We start from the raw sequence: 17,991 nt of genomic DNA, 5'->3' as shown, positions 1-17,991 counted from the left end.
CATGGGGTTGCGCGCGGAACCGTGGAGATTGTTCATGCTGAAAGTTGCCGGCCCTTTGATACTGTTGGCCAGCCTGGCCCTGACAGCGCATGCGCAAGACAAGCGCGATGCGCCGAAGGCCATCCCCGATGCCGGACTGTGCCAGCCCGTCTGCGCCTCGGCGCGCCAGGATTGCCGCGCACAAGCGCAAGGCGCCACGGAAAACGATAGCAGCCCCATGCTGTTGATGAAGCCGAGCAGCAATCCCTACGTTGCCGCTGGCAAAGAAGCCGGCGCCCAGTCGCAGCAGTTGCTCCCGACGGAGGCCGAAGCCTTCCGCGCCCGGCGCGCCGAGCGCCAGCAAGCGTGCGAAGTGCAATACCGCAGTTGCACGCGCACCTGCGGCTAAGTCATTCCAAACGGACAAAAAATCGCACAATCCGGATTAACTTGGCAGCGCAAGTGCTTGATTTTATTGGCAACTGGATGCGTAGTCGAGCAACATATCTTCCAGGAACAGCTTGGGCGACAGCGGATGCTCGGCAATCGCCCGGCGTTCGTTGGCGGCCTTGATGGCGGCCATCAAACGGCTCACGTTGATGCGTCCCGCCAACGCTTCCAGCTCGCGCCGGTGGCGCGGGTAGTAGCGGATGGTGCCGGACAGCTTGACTGAAAACACGTCGTACAGCCAGCGCTGGAGCGATGCCACGAGCGGCGCCAGCGGAGACTTCTGCAATTTATCCGCCGCCTTCAGGGCCGCTTCCACGCCAGGGTTAGCCAAGACTTGCAACAATTGTTCCGTCTCTTCGCGGCCACCCGATTCGGACTGGGCCAGCGCGGCCAGCGGCGCGCCGCCCTGCTCGCGCAGCCAGCTGTCCGCATCATTCAAGCCTTGTTGCTTGAGCCACGTCAAGGCTTGCTCATGGCTGGGCATCGGCAAGGCAAATTTCCTGCAGCGCGACAATATCGTCGGCAGCAGGCGGTCCAGGCTGTTCGATGCCAGCAAGAACAGGGTGCCCGGCGGCGGCTCTTCCAGCGTTTTCAGCAAGGCGTTCGAGGCGGGCGTGTTCAGCGCCTCGGCCGGGTACAGCACCACCACGCGCAAGCCTTGGCGGTGCGTGGAAATGTTCATGAAGTCGGCCAGGTTGCGGATTTGCTCGATCTTGATGTCTTTCGACGGCGTCTTGGTCTTGGCGCTTTTCTTCGCGCCTTCGCCCTCTTCGCCATCGTCCGCCACGTCGTCTTCCAGCGCTTCCGGACGGACCCGGCGGTAATCGGGATGGTTGCCCTGGCTAAACCAGCCGCACGAGGCGCAGGCGCCGCAGGCATGGCCGTCGGCGCGCACGTCTTCGCACAGCAATGCCTGCGCGAAATGCTCGATGAAGTCGGCCTTGCCGATGCCCTGCGCGCCATGGAACAGGATGGCGTGCGGCATGCGTGGGCGCAAGGCTTGCAATTGCTGCCAGGCGTCCTGTTGCCACGGATAGAGAGAAGTCGTCATTTTATTCTTTGCAAATCAACACGTTGCGATGCTTTTCTCAAGTAACACGTCAAGCAGTTGCGCCAGTTGTACTTGAATATCGGCAATGCTTTGCGTGGAATCGATGATGCGGAAACGCTGCGGGAACTGGGCCGCGCGGCGCAAATATTCGTTGCGCGTGGCGGCGAAGAAGTCGGCCTGCTCCTGCTCGAACTTGTCCAGCGCACGCGTGGCGTCTAGGCGGGCGCGGGCGACGGCCAGCGGAACGTCGAACAGGAACGTCAGGTCCGGCTGCAGGTGCGGGTGCACCCACGCTTCCAGTTGCTCCATCTTGCGCAAATCCATGCCACGCCCGCCGCCCTGGTAGGCAAAGCTGGCATCGCTGAAGCGGTCGGAAATGACCCATTCGCCGCGCTCCAGCGCGGGGGCGATGACTTGCGCGATGTGTTCGCGGCGGCTGGCGAACATCAGCAAGGCTTCCGTTTCCAGGTGCATCTTTTCATGCAGCAGCAGTTCGCGCAGCTTTTCGCCCAGGCTGGTGCCGCCCGGTTCGCGCGACGAGACGAGGGTCACGCCCCGCTGCTGCAGGTAGTCGGTGACAAAGCCGATATGCGTCGACTTGCCCGCGCCATCGATGCCTTCGAAGGTGATGAAACGGGGTTGATAGTGTGGTGTCATGAAGCTTCTAGTTTGAAATAATTAACGCTGGTATTGATTCACGGCGCGGTTATGGTCGGGCAAGTTGGCCGAGAACTGGCTGGTGCCGTCGCCGCGTGCGACGAAATACAGCGCCTGCGTGCGAGCCGGCGCCAGCGCCGCCGTCAGCGATTGCGCGCCAGCCAGGGCGATCGGCGTGGGCGGCAAGCCGCCGCGCGTATAGGTATTGTACGGGGTGTCCGCTTCCAGGTCGCGTTTGCGGATCTTGCCCTGGTAGTTGTCGCCCATGCCATAGATTACGGTCGGGTCCGTCTGCAGCAGCATGCCTGTTTTCAGGCGGTTGACGAACACGCCGGCGATCATGGCGCGCTCGGACTTTTGTCCCGTTTCCTTTTCCACGATGGAGGCCATGATCAGCGCCTCGTACGGGTTTTTATACGGCAAGGCCGGATCGCGCTTGTCCCACGCTTCGGACAGGCGGCCGATCATGGCCGCGTGCGCCTGCCTGAAAATCTGCATTTCGCTGGCGCCCTTGGCGAACAGATACGTGTCCGGGAAGAACAGGCCTTCCGGCAGCACGTATTCCGGGCTGATCTTCGCCATCAGTTCCTTGTCGGACAAACCCACGGTATCGTGCTTGAGGCCCGGATGGCTGGCCATCGCCATGCGCATCTGCCTGAAGGTCCAGCCTTCGATGATGGTCAGCGACTCTTGCGCGAACTCGCCGCGCGCCAGTTGCGTAATCAAACGCTGCGGCGTCGTGCCCGGTTTCAGCTCGTAGGAACCGGCCTTGATCTTCGACGTCTTGCCTTCGATGCGCGCCAGCATGTTGAACAGGATGGGCACGATGGGAACGCCCGCGTCCGCGATCTGCTGGCCGGCCGCATGCGCGCCGCTGCCCGGGCTGATCGTAAACGGAATCGCTTCGCCGTCCGTGGTGATGGGCTGCTGCGCCCAGTACACAAAAGTACCACCGACGCCGATGGCGGCGATGACCGAGCTGACTACAAGTTTTTTAAAGAAAGCCATTGTTCCGATTCTTGTGATGCGGGCGCTGATGGCCAACGTCCGCTTGTTATGATCGTTCATTTGTGAAGCAAGTGCGCGCAAAGCGGCGCCAACACTGGCAATCTTGCCGCTGCCGACGCAATCTGCGCGACATCACTATAATGAACCCGTAATGATAATGCTTAATCGCTGATCTAATGGAAATTATGAATAACTGGAATCAATTTTTAACCGCACAAGGCGCCCGTCCCGTTGCCACCGATGGCGCGCCTGACAGCACCGCCCCCATCGCCGCCGCCGCCATCGCCGATTTTGGCAACTCCCTGACAGTGTCCCAACTGCAAGAAGGTTTTGTCGCGGCCATCACGGACCAGGGCTTGATCGGATTGAACGGCGACGAGGCAGCCAGTTTCCTGCACGGCCAGCTGACCAACGACGTGGAACACCTGAGCCCAGAGCAAGTGCGCCTGGCCGGCTACTGCACGCCGAAAGGCCGGATGCTGGCCAGTTTCCTGATGTGGCGCAACGCCACCACCATTTATCTGCAATTGCCGCGCGCCATACAGCCAGCCATCCAGAAGCGCTTGCAGATGTTCGTGCTGCGCGCCAAGGCCAAGCTGCACGATGCATCCGGCGACGAAGCGAACCAGGTCGTCCTGGGCCTGGGCGGCAAGCACGCCAACGCGGCCCTGTCCGCCTGGTTCCCCGTCCTGCCCGCCACGCCGTTCAGCAAGGTCGAACACGCGTCCGGCACCCTGCTGCGCGTGGCCGACGCTTTCGGCAACCCCCGCTATGAATGGCTGACGTCGGCCGCCACGGCGCGCGACGCGTGGACGCCATTGACGACACAGCTGGCCAAGGGCGGCAATGACGCCTGGCATTTGTCGGACATCCACGCGGGCATCCCGCAGATCACGGCCGCCACGCAAGAGCAATTCGTGCCGCAAATGGTCAATTTCGAGCTGCTGGGCGGCGTCAATTTCAAGAAAGGCTGCTACCCGGGCCAGGAAATCGTCGCGCGCAGCCAGTATCTGGGCAAGCTCAAGCGCCGCACCACCCTCGTCAGCATCGCTGACGCAAGCGTCGCCGCCGGTGGCGAACTGTTTGCCGTCAGCGACCCCGAGCAGCCTTGCGGCATGGTCGTCAACGCGGCGCCCAACGGCGACGGCGGCATCGACGCCCTCGTCGAAATGAAGCTGGGGGCGATCGAAGAAGGTTCAAGCGCCGCCGGCGCCGTGCGCTACGGCTCGGCCCAGGGCGCCGCCGTGCAGTTCCTGTCCATGCCTTACGTGCTCGACGCACTCGACTTGTGAGAATGCCATGAAAGATCTGTACGTTTACTATCAGGTAAAAGAAGAGCACGCCCAGGCGCTGGAAGCGCGGATCCGCGCCCTGCAAGGCAAGCTGGCGGCCGCTTCCGGCGTGGCGCCGCAGCTGAAGCGCCGTCCGGAAGCCAAGGACGGCTTGCAGACGTGGATGGAAATCTACCCCGTCGTCGGCGAAGGCTTTACGGAACTGCTGGCCAGCGTGGCCGAGGAAGCGGGCTTGCTGTCCCTGACGGCTGGCGCGCGGCATACGGAAGTGTTCATGGATTTGCCCCCATGTGCCTGATCGTTTTTGCCTGGAAAGTCAATCCGCACATCCCGCTGATTGCCGCCGCCAACCGCGACGAATTCTATGAACGCGCCAGCGCCCCCGCCGGCGCCTGGCCCGAGCACCCGCAAGTGTATGCGGGCCGCGACTTGCAGGCGGGCGGCAGTTGGATGGGCATCACCCAGGCCGGCAGCGGCAGCTCGCGCTTTGCCGCCATCACGAATATCCGCAGCCCGCAAGACCGCAACCCGGACGCCCCCTCGCGCGGCGCCCTGGTGGCAGACTATCTGGCTGGCAATATGTCGCCACAGGATTACATCGCACAGATCCGTCCCGGCTGCACAGCCTACAACGGTTTCAACCTGGTGCTGGGCGATGCGGATACCCTGATCTGGTTTTCCAACCGGGGCGACGGCGATGCGCGCAATGGCCAGCCCTTGGAACCGGGCATCTACGGCCTGTCGAACGCCCTGCTCGACGCGCCGTGGCCGAAAGTGCTGAAAACCAAGGCCCAGTTCGCCAGCCTGCTGTGCCAGGGCGCGCCCGACGAAGCGTACTTCGACATGCTGGCCGACACCACGCGCGCGCCCGACTTCCGCTTGCCGGACACGGGCGTGCCGCTCGACCTCGAGCGCGTGCTGTCCGCCGTCTGCATCGAAACGCCGGGCTACGGCACGCGCACGTCCACCGTCGTGAAACTGTTCCCGGACTCTCCCGGCGAATTGCACGAGCTGGTGATTCAGTAATTGCTGCGGGGCCGGCACCGTCCGGCTCCGCCCCGCTTCCCTCATCCATTCCCTCCCGCGCGGCTTGCTTGCCTTGGCAAAATATCGTTCGCGCAAAAAAAGAAAGCGCTTGCGCAAGCGCTTTCTTTTGTTTACGATAGCTTCAATCGCGGCGACACAGCCGTACCCAATCGCAGTACACAATAATAAAAAAAACCTCAGGAGACACCATGGCCACCATGGAAGATGTAGCGCGGGCGGCGGACGTATCGCTGTCGACCGTCTCTCACGTAGTCAACGGCACCCGCAAGGTCAGCCCGAAAACCGTCGCCGCCGTCAACGCGGCCATGCAGCAGATCGGCTATGTGCCGAACATGCTGGCGCGCGCGCTGGCCGGCTCCTCGTCGGGCACCATCGGCGTGGCCATTTCCGCCTTCACCAATCATTACTTCAGCGAGACCGTGCGCGCCATCGAGGCGGCTTGCACGCGCCACGGCTTGATGATGCTGTTTTCCGATACGCATGACGACCCCGAACAGGAGTTGAAAGTGGTGCAAAACTTGCACCAGCGCCGCGTCGACGGCATCGTGCTGGCGCCGTCCGGCGATCCGCACAACCGCGCCCTCGACTATTTAAATAGCAACAAGATCGCTTCCGTGCTGGTCGACCGCATGTCGCCCCAGCCCTTCGACCAGGTGGGCGTGGAAAACACGCACGCCACGGCCGAGCTGGTCAGCCACCTGATCACCGTCCACGGCCACCGCCGCATCGGCTTCATCGCGGGCGCACCGGGCCTGTCCACGACGGACGAGCGCATCGACGGCTACCGCCTGGCCTTGCAGCACGCCGATATCGCCTTTGATCCCGAGCTGCTGCGCTCGGGCGACTCCAACCTGGAGCGCAGCGGCGCGGCCACGCGCGAATTGCTGGCCCTGCCCGCCGCACAGCGTCCCACGGCCATCGTCGCCGGCAATAACCTGATGACCATCGGCACCATGCATGCCTTGCGCGACGCGCACATTGCGGTACCTCAAGACGTCGCGCTGGCCGGCTTCGATGATTTCGACTGGGCCGATTATTTCAGCCCCCGCCTGACCGTGATGGCGCAGCCGCTCGAAGAGCTGGGCGCCATGGCCGTCGACCTGTTGATCGACCGCATCGCCAATCCGGGCCGCGCGCAGCACGTGCAGCGCCTGTCGCCAACCTTGCGCGTACGCAACTCCTGCGGCTGCCCCTGACCTTTACATATAGACACACCATGCATCCAGCAATTTCCCTCGGTATCGACCTCGGTACCTCCGAACTGAAAACCGTGCTGATGGACAGCGCAGGCAGCGTGCGCGGCCAGGCGTCCGTGCGCATCGACACCAGCCGCCCGCAAGCAGGCTGGTCCGAACAAGCGCCGCAAGACTGGTGGGCCGCCTGCGTTCAGGCGCTGGCCCAGCTGCGCGCCGGTTGGCCGCAGGACTATGCACAGATCGCCTGCATCGGCCTGTCGGGCCAGATGCACGGCGCCGTGCTGCTCGACGCCAACGATGAAGTCATCCGTCCCGCCATCCTGTGGAACGATGCGCGCGCCGAAGCCGAGGCCGCTACCCTGGCGCGCGACTATCCCGCGTATGCGGACGTGACGGGCAGCCTGCCCATGGCGGGCCTGACGGCGCCGAAACTGCTGTGGCTGCAAACGCACGAGCCGGCCGCCTTCGCCGCCATCGCCTGCCTGCTGTCGCCAAAGGACTATCTGCGCCTGCGCTTGACCGGAATCAAACTCACGGACATGTCCGACGCGGCCGGCACCCTGTGGCTGGACGAGGCCCGACGCGCCTGGTTCGCGCCCATGCTGGCCGCCTGCGGCTTGACGCCGGAGCAGATGCCGGCGCTGGCCGAAGGCGACGCCGCCACCGGTACCGTGCTGGCGTCCATCGCCGACCAGCTGGGCTTGCCGGCGGATGTGGTGGTGGCGGGCGGCGGCGGCGACAATCCCGTCTCGGCCGTGGGCATCGGCGCCGTCAACGGCGGCGACAGTTTTATCTCGCTGGGCACCAGCGCCGCCATCGTGTCCGTGACCGAAGCCCCCCTGGGCAATCCGGCCGGCGGCGTGCACAGCTTTTGCCACGCCTTGCCCGGCCGCTGGTATGCGATGGGCGCGATCTTGTCCGGCGCCAGCTGTTTGCGCTGGGCCACCGGCGTGCTGGGCCAGCCGGACGAAGCAGCCCTGCTGGCGCTGGTGGAAGCGGGTTTGCCGCTCGACGCCCCCGTCGCCCCGTCCGCGCCCCTGTTCCTGCCCTATCTGTCGGGCGAGCGCACGCCGCATAACGACCCGCAAGTGCGCGGCGCCTTTTTGCAACTGGGCCACGACAGCACGCCGGCGCAGCTCGGTTACGCCGTGCTCGAAGGCGTGGCCTTCGCCTTGCGCGACGCCATGGCGGCCGTCACGTCGACGGGCGCCGTCGTTCCCCACTGCATGCTGGTGGGCGGCGGCGCGCGCAGCCAGTACTGGGCGCAATTGCTGGCCAATGTGCTGGGACGCGAAATGCGCACCCTGCACAACAGCGAACTGTCGGCCAGCCTGGGCGCGGCCAAGCTGGGCTTTGCCGCCATCGGCCAGCGCCAGCTGCTGTCCACCGGCTTGCCCATCAAAAACACTTTCCTGCCCGATGCCGCGCACAGCGCAGCCTTGAGCATCCGCTACGGCCGCTACCGTAGCCTGTTTCCCGCCGTGCAAGCCTTGCACCAACTCAGTGATAAGGAATAGTAATGAATCAGCTGCAACAATTGAAGCAACACAGTACCGTCGTCGCCGACACGGGCGACTTCCTGCAACTGGCGCGCTTCGCGCCGCAAGACGCGACCACCAACCCGTCGCTGATCTTGAAGGCCGTGCTGCAGCCCGATTACGCGCCCTTGCTGGAAAGCACGGTCGCCGCCCATCCAGGCGCCTCGCTCGACGATATCGTCGACCAGGTGCTGGTGCGCTTCGGCCTGGAAATCCTGAAGGTCGTGCCGGGCCGCGTCTCGACGGAAGTCGATGCCCGTTTGAGCTTTGACCGCGACGCCACCGTCGCCCGCGGACGCCGCCTGATCGCCCTGTACGAGCAAGCCGGCGTGGCCCGCGAACGCGTGCTGATCAAGGTCGCCGCCACCTGGGAAGGCATCCAGGCCGCGCGCGAGCTGGAAAAAGACGGTATCTTTTGCAACCTGACCCTGCTGTTCGCGTTTTGCCAGGCCGTCGCCTGCGCCGATGCGAACGTGCGCCTGATTTCGCCGTTCGTGGGCCGCATCTACGACTGGCACAAGAAGTCGCAGGGTGCGGCATGGGACGAAGCGGCGCGCAGCCTGTCCAACGATCCGGGCGTGCAATCGGTCACGCGCATCTTCAATTACTACAAGCAACATGGCATCGCCACCCAGGTGATGGGCGCCAGCTTCCGCAACGTGGGCCAGATCACGGCCCTGTCCGGTTGCGACTTGCTGACCATCAGCCCGGACTTGCTGGCCAAGCTCGAAGCGGCGGATGCGCCATTCGAGCGCGCGCTGGGCGGCGACCTGGGCGCGCCGCAGCCGGCCGTCAGCTACGACGAAGCGGCCTTCCGCTACGCCTTGAACGACGACGCGATGGCGACCGAAAAGCTGGCCGAAGGCATCCGCGGCTTCGCCGTCGATGCGGGCAAGCTGGACGCCATGATCGAGAAATTGCGCACTCGCTAAGTTTTTACCCAGTTTTTACCGTAGCACCGTTTGTTTTTTACAATAAAAACCCTTGGAGATCCTCATGAAAAAAGTCATTACCGCCTCCCTGCTGCTGTCCGCCGCCTGCGGCGCCTTCGCCGCCGACAAACCGCTGAAATCCATCGGCGTGAGCGTGGGCGACCTGGCCAACCCGTTTTTTGTCGCCATCGGCCGCGGCGCGGAAGAAAGCGCGAAAAAACTGGGCGGCCCCGGCGTGAAAGTCACGACTGTTTCCAGCAAGTATGACCTGAACACCCAGGTGGACCAGATCGAGAACTTCATCGCCAACAAGACCGACATCATCATCCTGAACGCCGTCGATTCCAAGGGCATCGCGCCAGCCATCAAGAAAGCGCGCAATGCGGGCGTGGTCGTGATCGCTGTCGACGTGGGCGCCGTGGGCGCTTCGGCCACCGTGATGTCCGACAACACCATGGCGGGCGACGTGTCGTGCGCCTACCTGGCCAAGCAGATCGGCGGCAAGGGCAATGTGGTGATCCTGAACGGCCCGCCGGTCACGTCCGTGATCGACCGCGTGAATGGCTGCAAGAAAACCCTGGCCGCGTTCAAGGATATCAAGATCCTGTCCGACAACCAGAACGCGGGCGGCAGCCGCGACGGCGGCATGACCGTGATGTCGAACCTGCTGACGGCCCATCCGAAGATCGACGGCGTGTTCGCCATCAACGACCCGACGGGCATCGGCGCGGAACTGGCGATCAAGCAATCGAAGCGCACGGACGTGAAACTGATCACGGCCGTCGATGGCGCGCCCGATGGCCAGAACGCCCTGAAAAACAAGGCCGGCCTGTTTGCCGCCACCTCGGCGCAAAACCCGTACCGCATGGCCACGGACGCCGTGCAGATGGGCTACGACATCATGAACGGCCGCACGCCGAAACAGACCATGGTGCTGTTGCCGACCCCGGCCATCACCAAGGAAAACGTCGCCACCTACACGGGCTGGGTAAAGAACTGATCTGCCTGACCTGAACCACGCGGCGCCGCCGGCCAGTTACCAGGCGGCGCCAGTTTCACCAGCAAGGAAGGACAGTCATGAGCAACGATATTATTTTTGAAATGCGCGGCATCGAGAAGCGCTTTGGCGCCACGCGCGCGCTGCGCGGCGTGCACCTGACGGTGCGCAGCGGCGAAATCCATGCCGTGATGGGCGAAAACGGCGCCGGCAAGAGTACCCTGATGAAGATTCTGTCGGGCGTATACACACCGGACGCGGGCGAAATCATTCTCGACGGCAAGCCGATCCGCATCCGCAACCCGGGCGAGGCCCGCGCGCTGGGCATCAACCTGATCTACCAGGAATTGAGCGTGGCCAAGAACATGACGGTGGCGCAGAACGTCTTCATGGGCAGCGAGCCGCAAGGACCGTTCTGGACCGTCAAGGGCGGCGAAATGCGCGCGCGCACGAACGCCATCCTGGCCGACCTCGGTTCCCGCTTCGACGCCGACACCATGGTGTCCACCCTGTCGATCGCCGAGCAGCAGCAGGTGGAAATTGCCCGCGCCCTCGTGCACGAAAGCCGCATCCTGATCATGGACGAGCCCACTGCCGCCCTGTCCGACCGGGAAACAGAACAATTGTTCCGCATCATCGAAGAACAGCGCGACAAGGGCCTCGCCGTGCTGTACATCAGCCACCGCATGGCCGAGGTGGAACGCCTGGCGCGCCGCATCACGGTGCTGCGCGACGGCGCCTATGTGGGCGAGCTGGGCAAGGATGAGCTGGATCAAAAGAAAGTCGTGCAAATGATGGTGGGCCGCCCCGCCGACGACTTTTATTCGCACCAGCGGCGCACCACGCGGGGCGCCGAGCGCTTGCGCGTGGAAAACGTGGGCGGCGGCAAGGTCAAGCCCGCCTCGTTCAGCCTGCATGCGGGCGAAGTCACGGGCCTGGCCGGCCTCGTCGGCGCGGGCCGCACGGAACTGGCGCGCCTGATCTTTGGTGCGGACAAGAAACAATCGGGGCAAGTGTGGCTCGACGGCCAGGAAGTGCATATCCAGCGCCCGCTGGCGGCCATCCGCCACGGCATCGGCTACCTGCCCGAGGACCGCAAGAGCCTGGGCCTGTTCATGCAATTGTCGGCCATGGAAAACATGTCGATGAATATCCTGTCCAAGCATGCGACGGCGGGCGTCGTCAACCGTGGCGCCCTGACGCAGCTCACGCGCGAAGCGATCAGCAACCTCAACGTCAAGGTGTCGGGGCCGGACGGCATCGTCGGCGGATTGTCTGGCGGCAACCAGCAGAAAGTCTTGCTGGCGCGCTGGCTGGCCATCGCGCCGAAAGTGCTGATCCTCGACGAACCGACGCGGGGCGTGGATGTGGGCGCGAAGAGCGAAATCTACAAGATCATCCACCAGCTGGCCGATGCGGGTACGGCCGTGCTGTGCATTTCCAGCGAGCTGGCCGAGCTGGTCGGCATCTGCGACCGCGTGATGGTGATGTGCGAAGGACGCCTGACGGGCGAAGTGACGGGCGACGACATTACGCAGGAAAACATCCTCGCCTATGCCACCCAGCTGGAAGCGGCATAAAAATAATCATTCAGGAGATTCAACATGACAACGACTACCACCCGCGGCGCCGCGCGCGCCGGCGAACCCTTCAATGCCTCGAACCTGATGCGCCGCCTGGGCATGCTGCCCGTGCTGGTGGTGCTGTACCTGGCCATGTATGGCTTGACCGTGTATTTCTCGGCCGACGGCACGTCCACGTTCATGACCAGCAACAACACCATGAACATCTTCCGCCAGGTGTCGATCAACATCGTGCTGGCGTCCGGCATGACTTTCGTCATTTTGACCAGCGGCATCGACCTGTCCGTCGGCTCCGTGCTGGCCGTCTCGGCCGTGGCAGGCATGCTGATGTCGCTGTCGGCCCAGTTCGCCGGCTTTTCGATTCCCGCCTTCCTCATCGTCGGCCTGCTGCTGGGCGCGCTGAACGGCGTGCTGGTGGCCCTCGTCGGCCTGAACCCCTTCGTCGTGACCCTCGGCACCATGACGGCCCTGCGCGGCGCCGCTTACCTGCTGGCGGATGGCACCAGCGTGCTGAACACGGAAATCCCAAGCTTCGAATGGATGGGCAACGGCAGCTTCCTGGCCGTGCCCTGGCTGATCTGGCTGGCGGCGGCCGTCGTCGTGCTGACGTGGTTCATCTTGCGCAAGACCACCCTGGGCCTGCATATCTACGCCGTCGGCGGCAATATCCAGGCGGCTCGTTTGACGGGGATCAAAGTCGGTCTCGTCTTGATGTTTGTCTACACGATCAGCGGTCTGTTCGCGGGCCTGGGCGGCGCCATGTCGGCCAGCCGCCTGTATGCGGCCAACGGCAACTGGGGCACGGGTTATGAACTCGACGCCATCGCGGCCGTCGTGCTGGGCGGCACCAGCCTGATGGGCGGCGTCGGTTCCGTCTGGGGCACCGTCATCGGCGCCCTGATCATCGGCGTGATGAACAATGGCTTGACGATTTTGGGACTGTCGTCGTTCTGGCAGTATGTAGCCAAGGGCGTCGTGATCGTGCTGGCCGTGATTCTCGACAAATGGCGCCAGAGCCACGCGCAAAATTAAGCGTAGCCGCACGGCGTCCGTATTCTCGGACGCCGTGCGAACCACGCCTGCTTGATTAATCAGGCAAACTGCAGGCGCATTTCCACATGCGCAATCCCCGCCTCTTCAAATTGTTCCCCCTGCTGCACGAAACCGTGGCGCGCATAGAATGGCGCGGCTACGGTTTGCGCGTTCAGCACCACCGCCTTGTCGCCCCGTTCGCGGGCTTTGTCCATCAGCAAGGTCAAAATGGCGCCGCCCACGCCCGTGCCGCGGCCCGGCTGGCGCACGGCCATGCGGCCGATGTGGCCGTCAGGCAATAGCCGGCCCGTGCCGATGGCATTGCCGGCATCGTCGTAGGCCACGGCGTGCAGGCAGACGGCGTCCATGTCGTCGAGTTCGATCTCGGCCGGCACTTTCTGTTCATCGACGAAAACTTCAAAACGGATGGCGGTGGCGTCAGGGCCCAGGGTGGCCCAGTCGCCGAGGCGGATGGTGTGCTTGGTCATGGTAGAGAGTAGTAAAAGACAGGCCGCAATTGTCGCACGACCTGCCTTTCCACAGAGAGATCAGCTGAGCTTGACCAGCTGCTTGCCGAAGTTACGGCCTTTCAACAGGCCGATGAACGCTTCGGGCGCGCTGGCCAGGCCGTCGGCCACGGATTCACGGAATTTCAGCTTGCCCGTCGCCACCAGCGTGCCCAGTTCACTCAAGCCTTGCGGCCAGAATTCCGGCTGCTCGGAAACGATGAAGCCCCGTACGGTGAGGCGGTTGGTGAGGATCAGGCGCGCATTGTCGAGCGGCGTCGGTTCGCCGTTGTAGCCGGCGATCCAGCCGCACACGGCGATCCGGCCAAACGCGTTGGTGCGCGCCAGGGCCGCATCGAAGATGGCGCCGCCCACGTTTTCAAAGATGGCGTCGATACCGTCCGGCGTGGCCGCCGCCAGGTCGGCCTCCAGATTGCCCGCCTTGTAATCGACGCAGGCGTCGAAACCCAGCTCATTCACCACATACGCGCACTTGTCGGCGCCGCCGGCGATACCGACCACGCGACAACCTTTCAATTTCGCCAACTGACCCACGACGCTGCCCACGGCGCCGCTGGCGGCCGACACGACCACCGTTTCACCCGCTTTCGGCGCCATGATCTGGTTCAAGCCATACCACGCCGTCATGCCCGGCATGCCGACGGAACCCAGGTAGGCGGAAGCGGGAATGTGCGTCGTATCGACCTTGCGCAGCATGGTGCCGTCCGATACGGCCACTTCCGTCCAGCCCAGGGTGCCCACGACGGTGTCGCCCACGGCAAACTTCGGATGCTTCGATTCCAGCACCATGCCCACCGTGCCGCCTATCATGGTTTCATCGAGCGCCTGCGGCGCCGCATAGCTTTTATTGGCGCTCATGCGTCCGCGCATATAGGGGTCGAGCGACAGGTACTGGTTGCGCACCAGCAATTGTCCATCCTGGATGGCGGGAATCTCTTTGGTTTCCAGACGAAAATGTGCCGGCTGTACTTCCTCATTGGAGGCGGGGCGCGAGGCGAGGACGATGCGTTGGTAGGTGGTCATGAATGCTCCTTATCAATAGATAGGATCAGCGGAAGGCTGGGGTCAGACCCGCCGGGTCTGACCCCGGGTGTCTGATGCGTAACGACTAAATCTCATAATCCATACATTGGCGCGCTTCCCGCACGGCGCCAAAGAATGGCTTGATTTTCACGTGCTCGGGGTGATTCTGGTAAGCGTCGAGCGCCTCGCGGCTGGCGAACTCGCTGTACAGCACGATGTCGTAGGTCGCTTCCAGGCCAGGCTTGGCCACGGCTGCCTCGAATTTCAAGATGCCCGGCACCAGGTCCGAGCAGGAATCGAGCAGGGCTTTCAATTTCAATGCATTGGTGGCGCGGTCGGCGCCTTCGGCGTGGTCTTTGAGTTTCCAGAAAACGATGTGCTTGATCATGGCGGCAGGCTGCTTGTTTATTAATGAAGCATTACTGTAACCGCTATCGGCGCGTCTTGCAGGAACAGGGCGCGCAATGCAAACGGGCGGCCCTGGAAGCCGCCCGCAGACAAGGTTTACCTATATCACAGCACTTCGAACAGCCCGGCCGCGCCCTGCCCGCCGCCTATGCACATAGTCACCACCACGTATTTGACGCCGCGACGCTTGCCTTCGATTAAGGCGTGGCCCGTCAGGCGGGCGCCCGACACGCCGTACGGGTGGCCGACGGCGATCGCGCCGCCGTTCACGTTCAGGCGGTCCATGGGGATGCCCAGGGTGTCGGCGCAGTACAGCACTTGCACGGCGAACGCTTCATTGAGTTCCCACAAGCCGATGTCGGCTACAGTCAAGCCCGCCTTTTTCAGCAGTTTCGGGATGGCAAACACGGGGCCGATGCCCATTTCATCGGGTTCGCAGCCGGCCACGGCGAAGCCACGGAAGATGCCCAGCGGCTGCAGCCCTTTCGCTTCGGCCACTTTCGCATTCATCACGATGGCCATCGAAGCGCCATCGGAAAACTGGCTGGCGTTGCCGGCGCTGATGACGCCGCCCGGAATGGCCGGGCGGATCTTCGCCACGCCGTCATACGTCGTGTCCGCGCGGATGCCTTCGTCTGCCGAGATCGTCACTTCGCGCGACACCAGCATGCCGCTGGCCTTGTCGGCCACGCCCATGACGGTGGTCATCGGCACGATTTCCGCATCGAACAGGCCGGCAGCCAGGGCCGCGGCGGCGCGCTGCTGGCTTTGCGCGCCGTAGGCATCCTGGCGCTCGCGCGAAATCTGGTAGCGCTTGGCCACGGTTTCGGCCGTCTGCAGCATGGGCCAATACACTTCCGGCTTGTGCTGCTGCAGCCAGACGTCGCGGTACATATGCGTATTCATTTCATTTTGCACGCAGGAAATCGATTCCACGCCGCCCGCCGCATAGATATCGCCTTCGCCGGCGATGATGCGCTGCGCCGCCAGGGCGATGGCCTGCAAGCCCGACGAGCAGAAACGGTTGACGGTCATGCCGGCCGTCGTGACGGGGCAGCCGCCGCGCAAGGCCACCTGGCGCGCGATATTGCCGCCCGTGGCGCCTTCGGGAAAGGCGCAGCCGACCAGCACATCTTCCACTTCCTCCGCCTCGATGCGCGCGCGCTCGACGGCGGCCGCCAGCACATGGCCGCCCAGGGTGGCGCCATGCGTCATGTTGAACGCGCCCTTCCAGGACTTGGCCAGGCCCGTGCGGGCGGTCGATACGATGACGGCTTCATTCATGCTGTGTCTCCTTGTGGGAATGTTATATGGTCGGGTGATAGATCTGCGGAATCAGAATAGCACATTTAAGTACGGTCGTTCGCAAAGTTGAAATGAATGGCAATTTGTAAGCTTGCTGTAAGTTTCAAGCAAGCATGACGTAAGGTTCGGAGAACACACTCGCCTCCAGCTGTTGCAAGAATGGTCAAAAAGACCGCGGCAATGGTTCACTATAAAACATAGGGAGACAAACCATGGCATCACCATCCGGCTCTGCCGACGTACGGAAAATTTCCACCAAAGGAACGCCGATTACGCCAGAGGAACGCAAGGTCATCTTTGCATCCTCCTTGGGCACCGTCTTTGAATGGTACGATTTTTACCTGTACGGTTCGCTGGCATCGATCATCGCCAAGCAATTCTTCATCGGCGACCCCACCACCACCTTCATCTTCGCGCTGCTGGCCTTTGCCGCCGGCTTCATCGTGCGTCCGTTCGGCGCGCTGGTCTTCGGCCGCCTGGGCGACATGATCGGCCGCAAGTACACTTTCCTGATCACCATTCTGATCATGGGCGGCTCCACCTTCATCGTCGGCTTGCTGCCGGGCCATGCGTCCATCGGCATCGCCGCACCGATCATCCTCGTCATCCTGCGCATCCTGCAAGGCCTGGCGCTGGGCGGCGAGTACGGCGGCGCAGCCACCTACGTGGCCGAGCATGCGCCTGAAGGCAAGCGCGGCGCGTTCACGGCGTGGATACAGACGACGGCAACCCTGGGCTTCTTCCTGTCGCTGATGGTCATCCTGGGCACCCGCCTGGCGACCGGCGAGAAGGATTTCGAAGCGTGGGGCTGGCGCATTCCCTTCCTCGTCTCCGTCATCCTGCTGGGTATTTCCGTATGGATCCGCCTGGCCATGAATGAATCGCCGGCGTTTGCCAAGATGAAGGCCGAGGGCAAGACCTCGAAAGCCCCGCTGACGGAAGCGTTCGGCAAGTGGAAAAACCTGAAGATCGTCATCCTGGCCCTGATCGGCCTGACCGCCGGCCAGGCAGTCGTGTGGTACACGGGCCAGTTCTACGCCCTGTTCTTCATGATCCAGACCCTGAAGGTGGACCTGGCAACGGCCAACGTGCTCGTCGCCGTCGCCCTGCTGCTGGCCACGCCGTTCTTCCTGTTCTTCGGCAGCCTGTCCGACCGCATCGGCCGCAAGTACATCATCCTCGGCGGCTGCCTGATCGCCGCGGCCACCTACTTCCCGATCTTCAACGGCCTGACCCACTTCGCCAACCCGCAGCTGGAAGCGGCACTGAAGAACTCGCCAGTGGTGGTCGTCGCCGATCCGGCGTCCTGCCACTTCCAGTTCAACATGACGGGTACCAAGAAGTTCCCATCGTCGTGCGACATCGCCACGGGCTTCCTGTCGAACAGCTCGGTGAACTACACGAAGGAAGACGCGCCGGCCGGCAGCATCGCCAAGGTGCGCATCGGTACGAAGGAATTTAGCTCGTTCAACGCCGTCATGACGCCGGACGGCCTGAACTTCGATGCGGACAGCAAGGCCCACGAAGCGGCGCTGAAGAAAGAACTGGGCGCCGGCATCAAGGAAGCGGGCTACCCTGCGAAAGCCGATCCGGACCAGATCAACAAGCCGATGGTCGTCTTGCTGCTCTTCATCCTGGTGCTGTACGTGACCATGGTGTATGGCCCGATCGCCGCCATGCTGGTGGAAATGTTCCCGACGCGTATACGTTACACCTCGATGTCCCTGCCCTACCATATCGGTAACGGCTGGTTCGGCGGCTTGCTGCCGACCACGGCCTTCGCGCTGGTGGCCTTCAAGGGCGACATTTATTATGGCCTGTGGTATCCGATCGTCGTCGCCCTGGCGACTGTCGTGATCGGCACCCTGTTCGTCAAGGAAACCAAGGACAACAATATCTACGCCGACGATTAAATGGATGCCAGCCCCGGCCGCAAGACCGGGGTCCGCAAAGCAAAACGCCGCTG

18 protein-coding genes are annotated in these 17,991 nt (G+C 63.3%); 11 read left to right on the top strand and 7 right to left on the bottom strand.

Features of this window, described 5'->3' with window-relative positions:
- The first annotated feature begins 34 nt into the window (after window positions 1–34).
- Entirely contained in the window at window positions 35–388 is a 354-nt protein-coding gene (locus NCG91_RS03825) for a hypothetical protein (protein ID WP_251348634.1), read from the top strand.
- A gap of 63 nt (window positions 389–451) precedes the next feature.
- Here the strand turns inward: NCG91_RS03825 and NCG91_RS03820 are convergent, their stop codons facing one another.
- Genes NCG91_RS03820 through mltG form a run of 3 tightly spaced genes read right to left on the bottom strand, consistent with a single transcriptional unit; the run spans window position 452 to window position 3,145 of the window.
- Window positions 452–1,480 carry a DNA polymerase III subunit delta' gene (locus NCG91_RS03820; RefSeq protein ID WP_099667903.1) on the bottom strand — a complete coding sequence of 343 codons (1,029 nt, stop codon included), beginning with the start codon at window positions 1,478–1,480 and terminating at the stop codon, window positions 452–454.
- 15 nt (window positions 1,481–1,495) lie between these two features.
- Window positions 1,496–2,137, bottom strand: coding sequence for a dTMP kinase (gene tmk / locus NCG91_RS03815; RefSeq protein ID WP_251348633.1), 642 nt, complete (start codon window positions 2,135–2,137; stop codon window positions 1,496–1,498).
- Between the two features lie 21 nt (window positions 2,138–2,158).
- Entirely contained in the window at window positions 2,159–3,145 is a 987-nt protein-coding gene (mltG, locus tag NCG91_RS03810; RefSeq protein WP_251348632.1) for an endolytic transglycosylase MltG, read from the bottom strand.
- 185 nt (window positions 3,146–3,330) lie between these two features.
- Here mltG and ygfZ point away from each other — a divergent pair, with 185 nt between their 5' ends.
- The 9 genes from ygfZ to NCG91_RS03765 all read left to right on the top strand — a co-directional run bounded on the left by ygfZ (window position 3,331) and on the right by NCG91_RS03765 (window position 12,762).
- On the top strand, window positions 3,331–4,437 hold the full coding sequence (gene ygfZ, locus NCG91_RS03805; RefSeq protein WP_435526466.1) for a CAF17-like 4Fe-4S cluster assembly/insertion protein YgfZ: 1,107 nt from the start codon (window positions 3,331–3,333) through the stop codon (window positions 4,435–4,437).
- 7 nt (window positions 4,438–4,444) lie between these two features.
- Window positions 4,445–4,735 carry a DUF4936 family protein gene (locus NCG91_RS03800; protein WP_251348630.1) on the top strand — a complete coding sequence of 97 codons (291 nt, stop codon included), beginning with the start codon at window positions 4,445–4,447 and terminating at the stop codon, window positions 4,733–4,735.
- Window positions 4,726–5,463: an NRDE family protein gene (locus NCG91_RS03795; RefSeq protein ID WP_034784601.1), complete on the top strand. Its 738-nt coding sequence runs from the start codon at window positions 4,726–4,728 to the stop codon at window positions 5,461–5,463. Before NCG91_RS03800 ends, NCG91_RS03795 begins: the two co-directional genes overlap by 10 nt.
- Window positions 5,464–5,672: 209 nt before the next feature.
- Entirely contained in the window at window positions 5,673–6,680 is a 1,008-nt protein-coding gene (locus NCG91_RS03790; protein WP_251348629.1) for a LacI family DNA-binding transcriptional regulator, read from the top strand.
- A 32-nt stretch (window positions 6,681–6,712) separates the two neighbouring features.
- Window positions 6,713–8,197, top strand: a complete 1,485-nt coding sequence (xylB, locus tag NCG91_RS03785) for a xylulokinase (RefSeq protein ID WP_354004584.1) — start codon at window positions 6,713–6,715, stop codon at window positions 8,195–8,197.
- 2 nt (window positions 8,198–8,199) lie between these two features.
- Entirely contained in the window at window positions 8,200–9,150 is a 951-nt protein-coding gene (gene tal / locus NCG91_RS03780; protein WP_251348627.1) for a transaldolase, read from the top strand.
- Window positions 9,151–9,214: 64 nt separating this feature from the next.
- A complete protein-coding gene (locus NCG91_RS03775) occupies window positions 9,215–10,150 on the top strand; it encodes an ABC transporter substrate-binding protein (RefSeq protein ID WP_077404737.1) in 936 nt (311 codons plus the stop codon).
- Between the two features lie 77 nt (window positions 10,151–10,227).
- Window positions 10,228–11,727, top strand: a complete 1,500-nt coding sequence (locus NCG91_RS03770) for a sugar ABC transporter ATP-binding protein (protein WP_251348626.1) — start codon at window positions 10,228–10,230, stop codon at window positions 11,725–11,727.
- Between the two features lie 24 nt (window positions 11,728–11,751).
- Complete coding sequence (locus tag NCG91_RS03765; RefSeq protein WP_099667894.1) at window positions 11,752–12,762, top strand: ABC transporter permease subunit; 1,011 nt, start codon at window positions 11,752–11,754, stop codon at window positions 12,760–12,762.
- A 59-nt stretch (window positions 12,763–12,821) separates the two neighbouring features.
- On the opposite strand, the gene NCG91_RS03760 is transcribed toward NCG91_RS03765, so the two are convergent.
- The 4 genes from NCG91_RS03760 to NCG91_RS03745 all read right to left on the bottom strand — a co-directional run bounded on the left by NCG91_RS03760 (window position 12,822) and on the right by NCG91_RS03745 (window position 16,004).
- Entirely contained in the window at window positions 12,822–13,250 is a 429-nt protein-coding gene (locus NCG91_RS03760) for a GNAT family N-acetyltransferase (protein ID WP_099667893.1), read from the bottom strand.
- A gap of 60 nt (window positions 13,251–13,310) precedes the next feature.
- Window positions 13,311–14,312, bottom strand: a complete 1,002-nt coding sequence (locus tag NCG91_RS03755; RefSeq protein ID WP_251348625.1) for an NADP-dependent oxidoreductase — start codon at window positions 14,310–14,312, stop codon at window positions 13,311–13,313.
- An 85-nt stretch (window positions 14,313–14,397) separates the two neighbouring features.
- Window positions 14,398–14,700: a Dabb family protein gene (locus NCG91_RS03750; RefSeq protein ID WP_251348624.1), complete on the bottom strand. Its 303-nt coding sequence runs from the start codon at window positions 14,698–14,700 to the stop codon at window positions 14,398–14,400.
- Window positions 14,701–14,825: 125 nt separating this feature from the next.
- The gene (locus NCG91_RS03745; RefSeq protein WP_099667891.1) at window positions 14,826–16,004 is read right to left on the bottom strand and encodes an acetyl-CoA C-acyltransferase; all 1,179 of its coding nucleotides are present in this window, start codon (window positions 16,002–16,004) and stop codon (window positions 14,826–14,828) included.
- Between the two features lie 233 nt (window positions 16,005–16,237).
- On the opposite strand from NCG91_RS03745, the gene NCG91_RS03740 reads away from it, so the two are divergent.
- Window positions 16,238–17,938 carry an MFS transporter gene (locus NCG91_RS03740; protein WP_099667890.1) on the top strand — a complete coding sequence of 567 codons (1,701 nt, stop codon included), beginning with the start codon at window positions 16,238–16,240 and terminating at the stop codon, window positions 17,936–17,938.
- The last annotated feature ends 53 nt before the right edge of the window (window positions 17,939–17,991 follow it).

The organism is Janthinobacterium kumbetense, from assembly GCF_023703445.1.
Classification (GTDB): Bacteria; Pseudomonadota; Gammaproteobacteria; order Burkholderiales; family Burkholderiaceae_D; genus Janthinobacterium; species Janthinobacterium kumbetense.
This window is presented reverse-complemented; position numbering and strand designations above follow the sequence as displayed.

Bases quoted from the DNA above. Each gene is read 5' to 3' on its own strand.
- NCG91_RS03765 (WP_099667894.1), top strand. From the start codon at position 11,752: ATGACAACGACTACCACCCGCGGCGCCGCGCGCGCCGGCGAACCCTTC.
- NCG91_RS03825 (WP_251348634.1), top strand. From the start codon at position 35: ATGCTGAAAGTTGCCGGCCCTTTGATACTGTTGGCCAGCCTGGCCCTG.
- NCG91_RS03770 (WP_251348626.1), top strand. From the start codon at position 10,228: ATGAGCAACGATATTATTTTTGAAATGCGCGGCATCGAGAAGCGCTTT.
- NCG91_RS03740 (WP_099667890.1), top strand. From the start codon at position 16,238: ATGGCATCACCATCCGGCTCTGCCGACGTACGGAAAATTTCCACCAAA.
- NCG91_RS03750 (WP_251348624.1), bottom strand. From the start codon at position 14,700: ATGATCAAGCACATCGTTTTCTGGAAACTCAAAGACCACGCCGAAGGC.
- NCG91_RS03795 (WP_034784601.1), top strand. From the start codon at position 4,726: ATGTGCCTGATCGTTTTTGCCTGGAAAGTCAATCCGCACATCCCGCTG.
- NCG91_RS03755 (WP_251348625.1), bottom strand. From the start codon at position 14,312: ATGACCACCTACCAACGCATCGTCCTCGCCTCGCGCCCCGCCTCCAAT.
- NCG91_RS03800 (WP_251348630.1), top strand. From the start codon at position 4,445: ATGAAAGATCTGTACGTTTACTATCAGGTAAAAGAAGAGCACGCCCAG.
- tal (WP_251348627.1), top strand. From the start codon at position 8,200: ATGAATCAGCTGCAACAATTGAAGCAACACAGTACCGTCGTCGCCGAC.
- NCG91_RS03790 (WP_251348629.1), top strand. From the start codon at position 5,673: ATGGCCACCATGGAAGATGTAGCGCGGGCGGCGGACGTATCGCTGTCG.
- NCG91_RS03820 (WP_099667903.1), bottom strand. From the start codon at position 1,480: ATGACGACTTCTCTCTATCCGTGGCAACAGGACGCCTGGCAGCAATTG.
- mltG (WP_251348632.1), bottom strand. From the start codon at position 3,145: ATGGCTTTCTTTAAAAAACTTGTAGTCAGCTCGGTCATCGCCGCCATC.
- NCG91_RS03775 (WP_077404737.1), top strand. From the start codon at position 9,215: ATGAAAAAAGTCATTACCGCCTCCCTGCTGCTGTCCGCCGCCTGCGGC.
- tmk (WP_251348633.1), bottom strand. From the start codon at position 2,137: ATGACACCACACTATCAACCCCGTTTCATCACCTTCGAAGGCATCGAT.
- ygfZ (WP_435526466.1), top strand. From the start codon at position 3,331: ATGAATAACTGGAATCAATTTTTAACCGCACAAGGCGCCCGTCCCGTT.
- NCG91_RS03760 (WP_099667893.1), bottom strand. From the start codon at position 13,250: ATGACCAAGCACACCATCCGCCTCGGCGACTGGGCCACCCTGGGCCCT.
- NCG91_RS03745 (WP_099667891.1), bottom strand. From the start codon at position 16,004: ATGAATGAAGCCGTCATCGTATCGACCGCCCGCACGGGCCTGGCCAAG.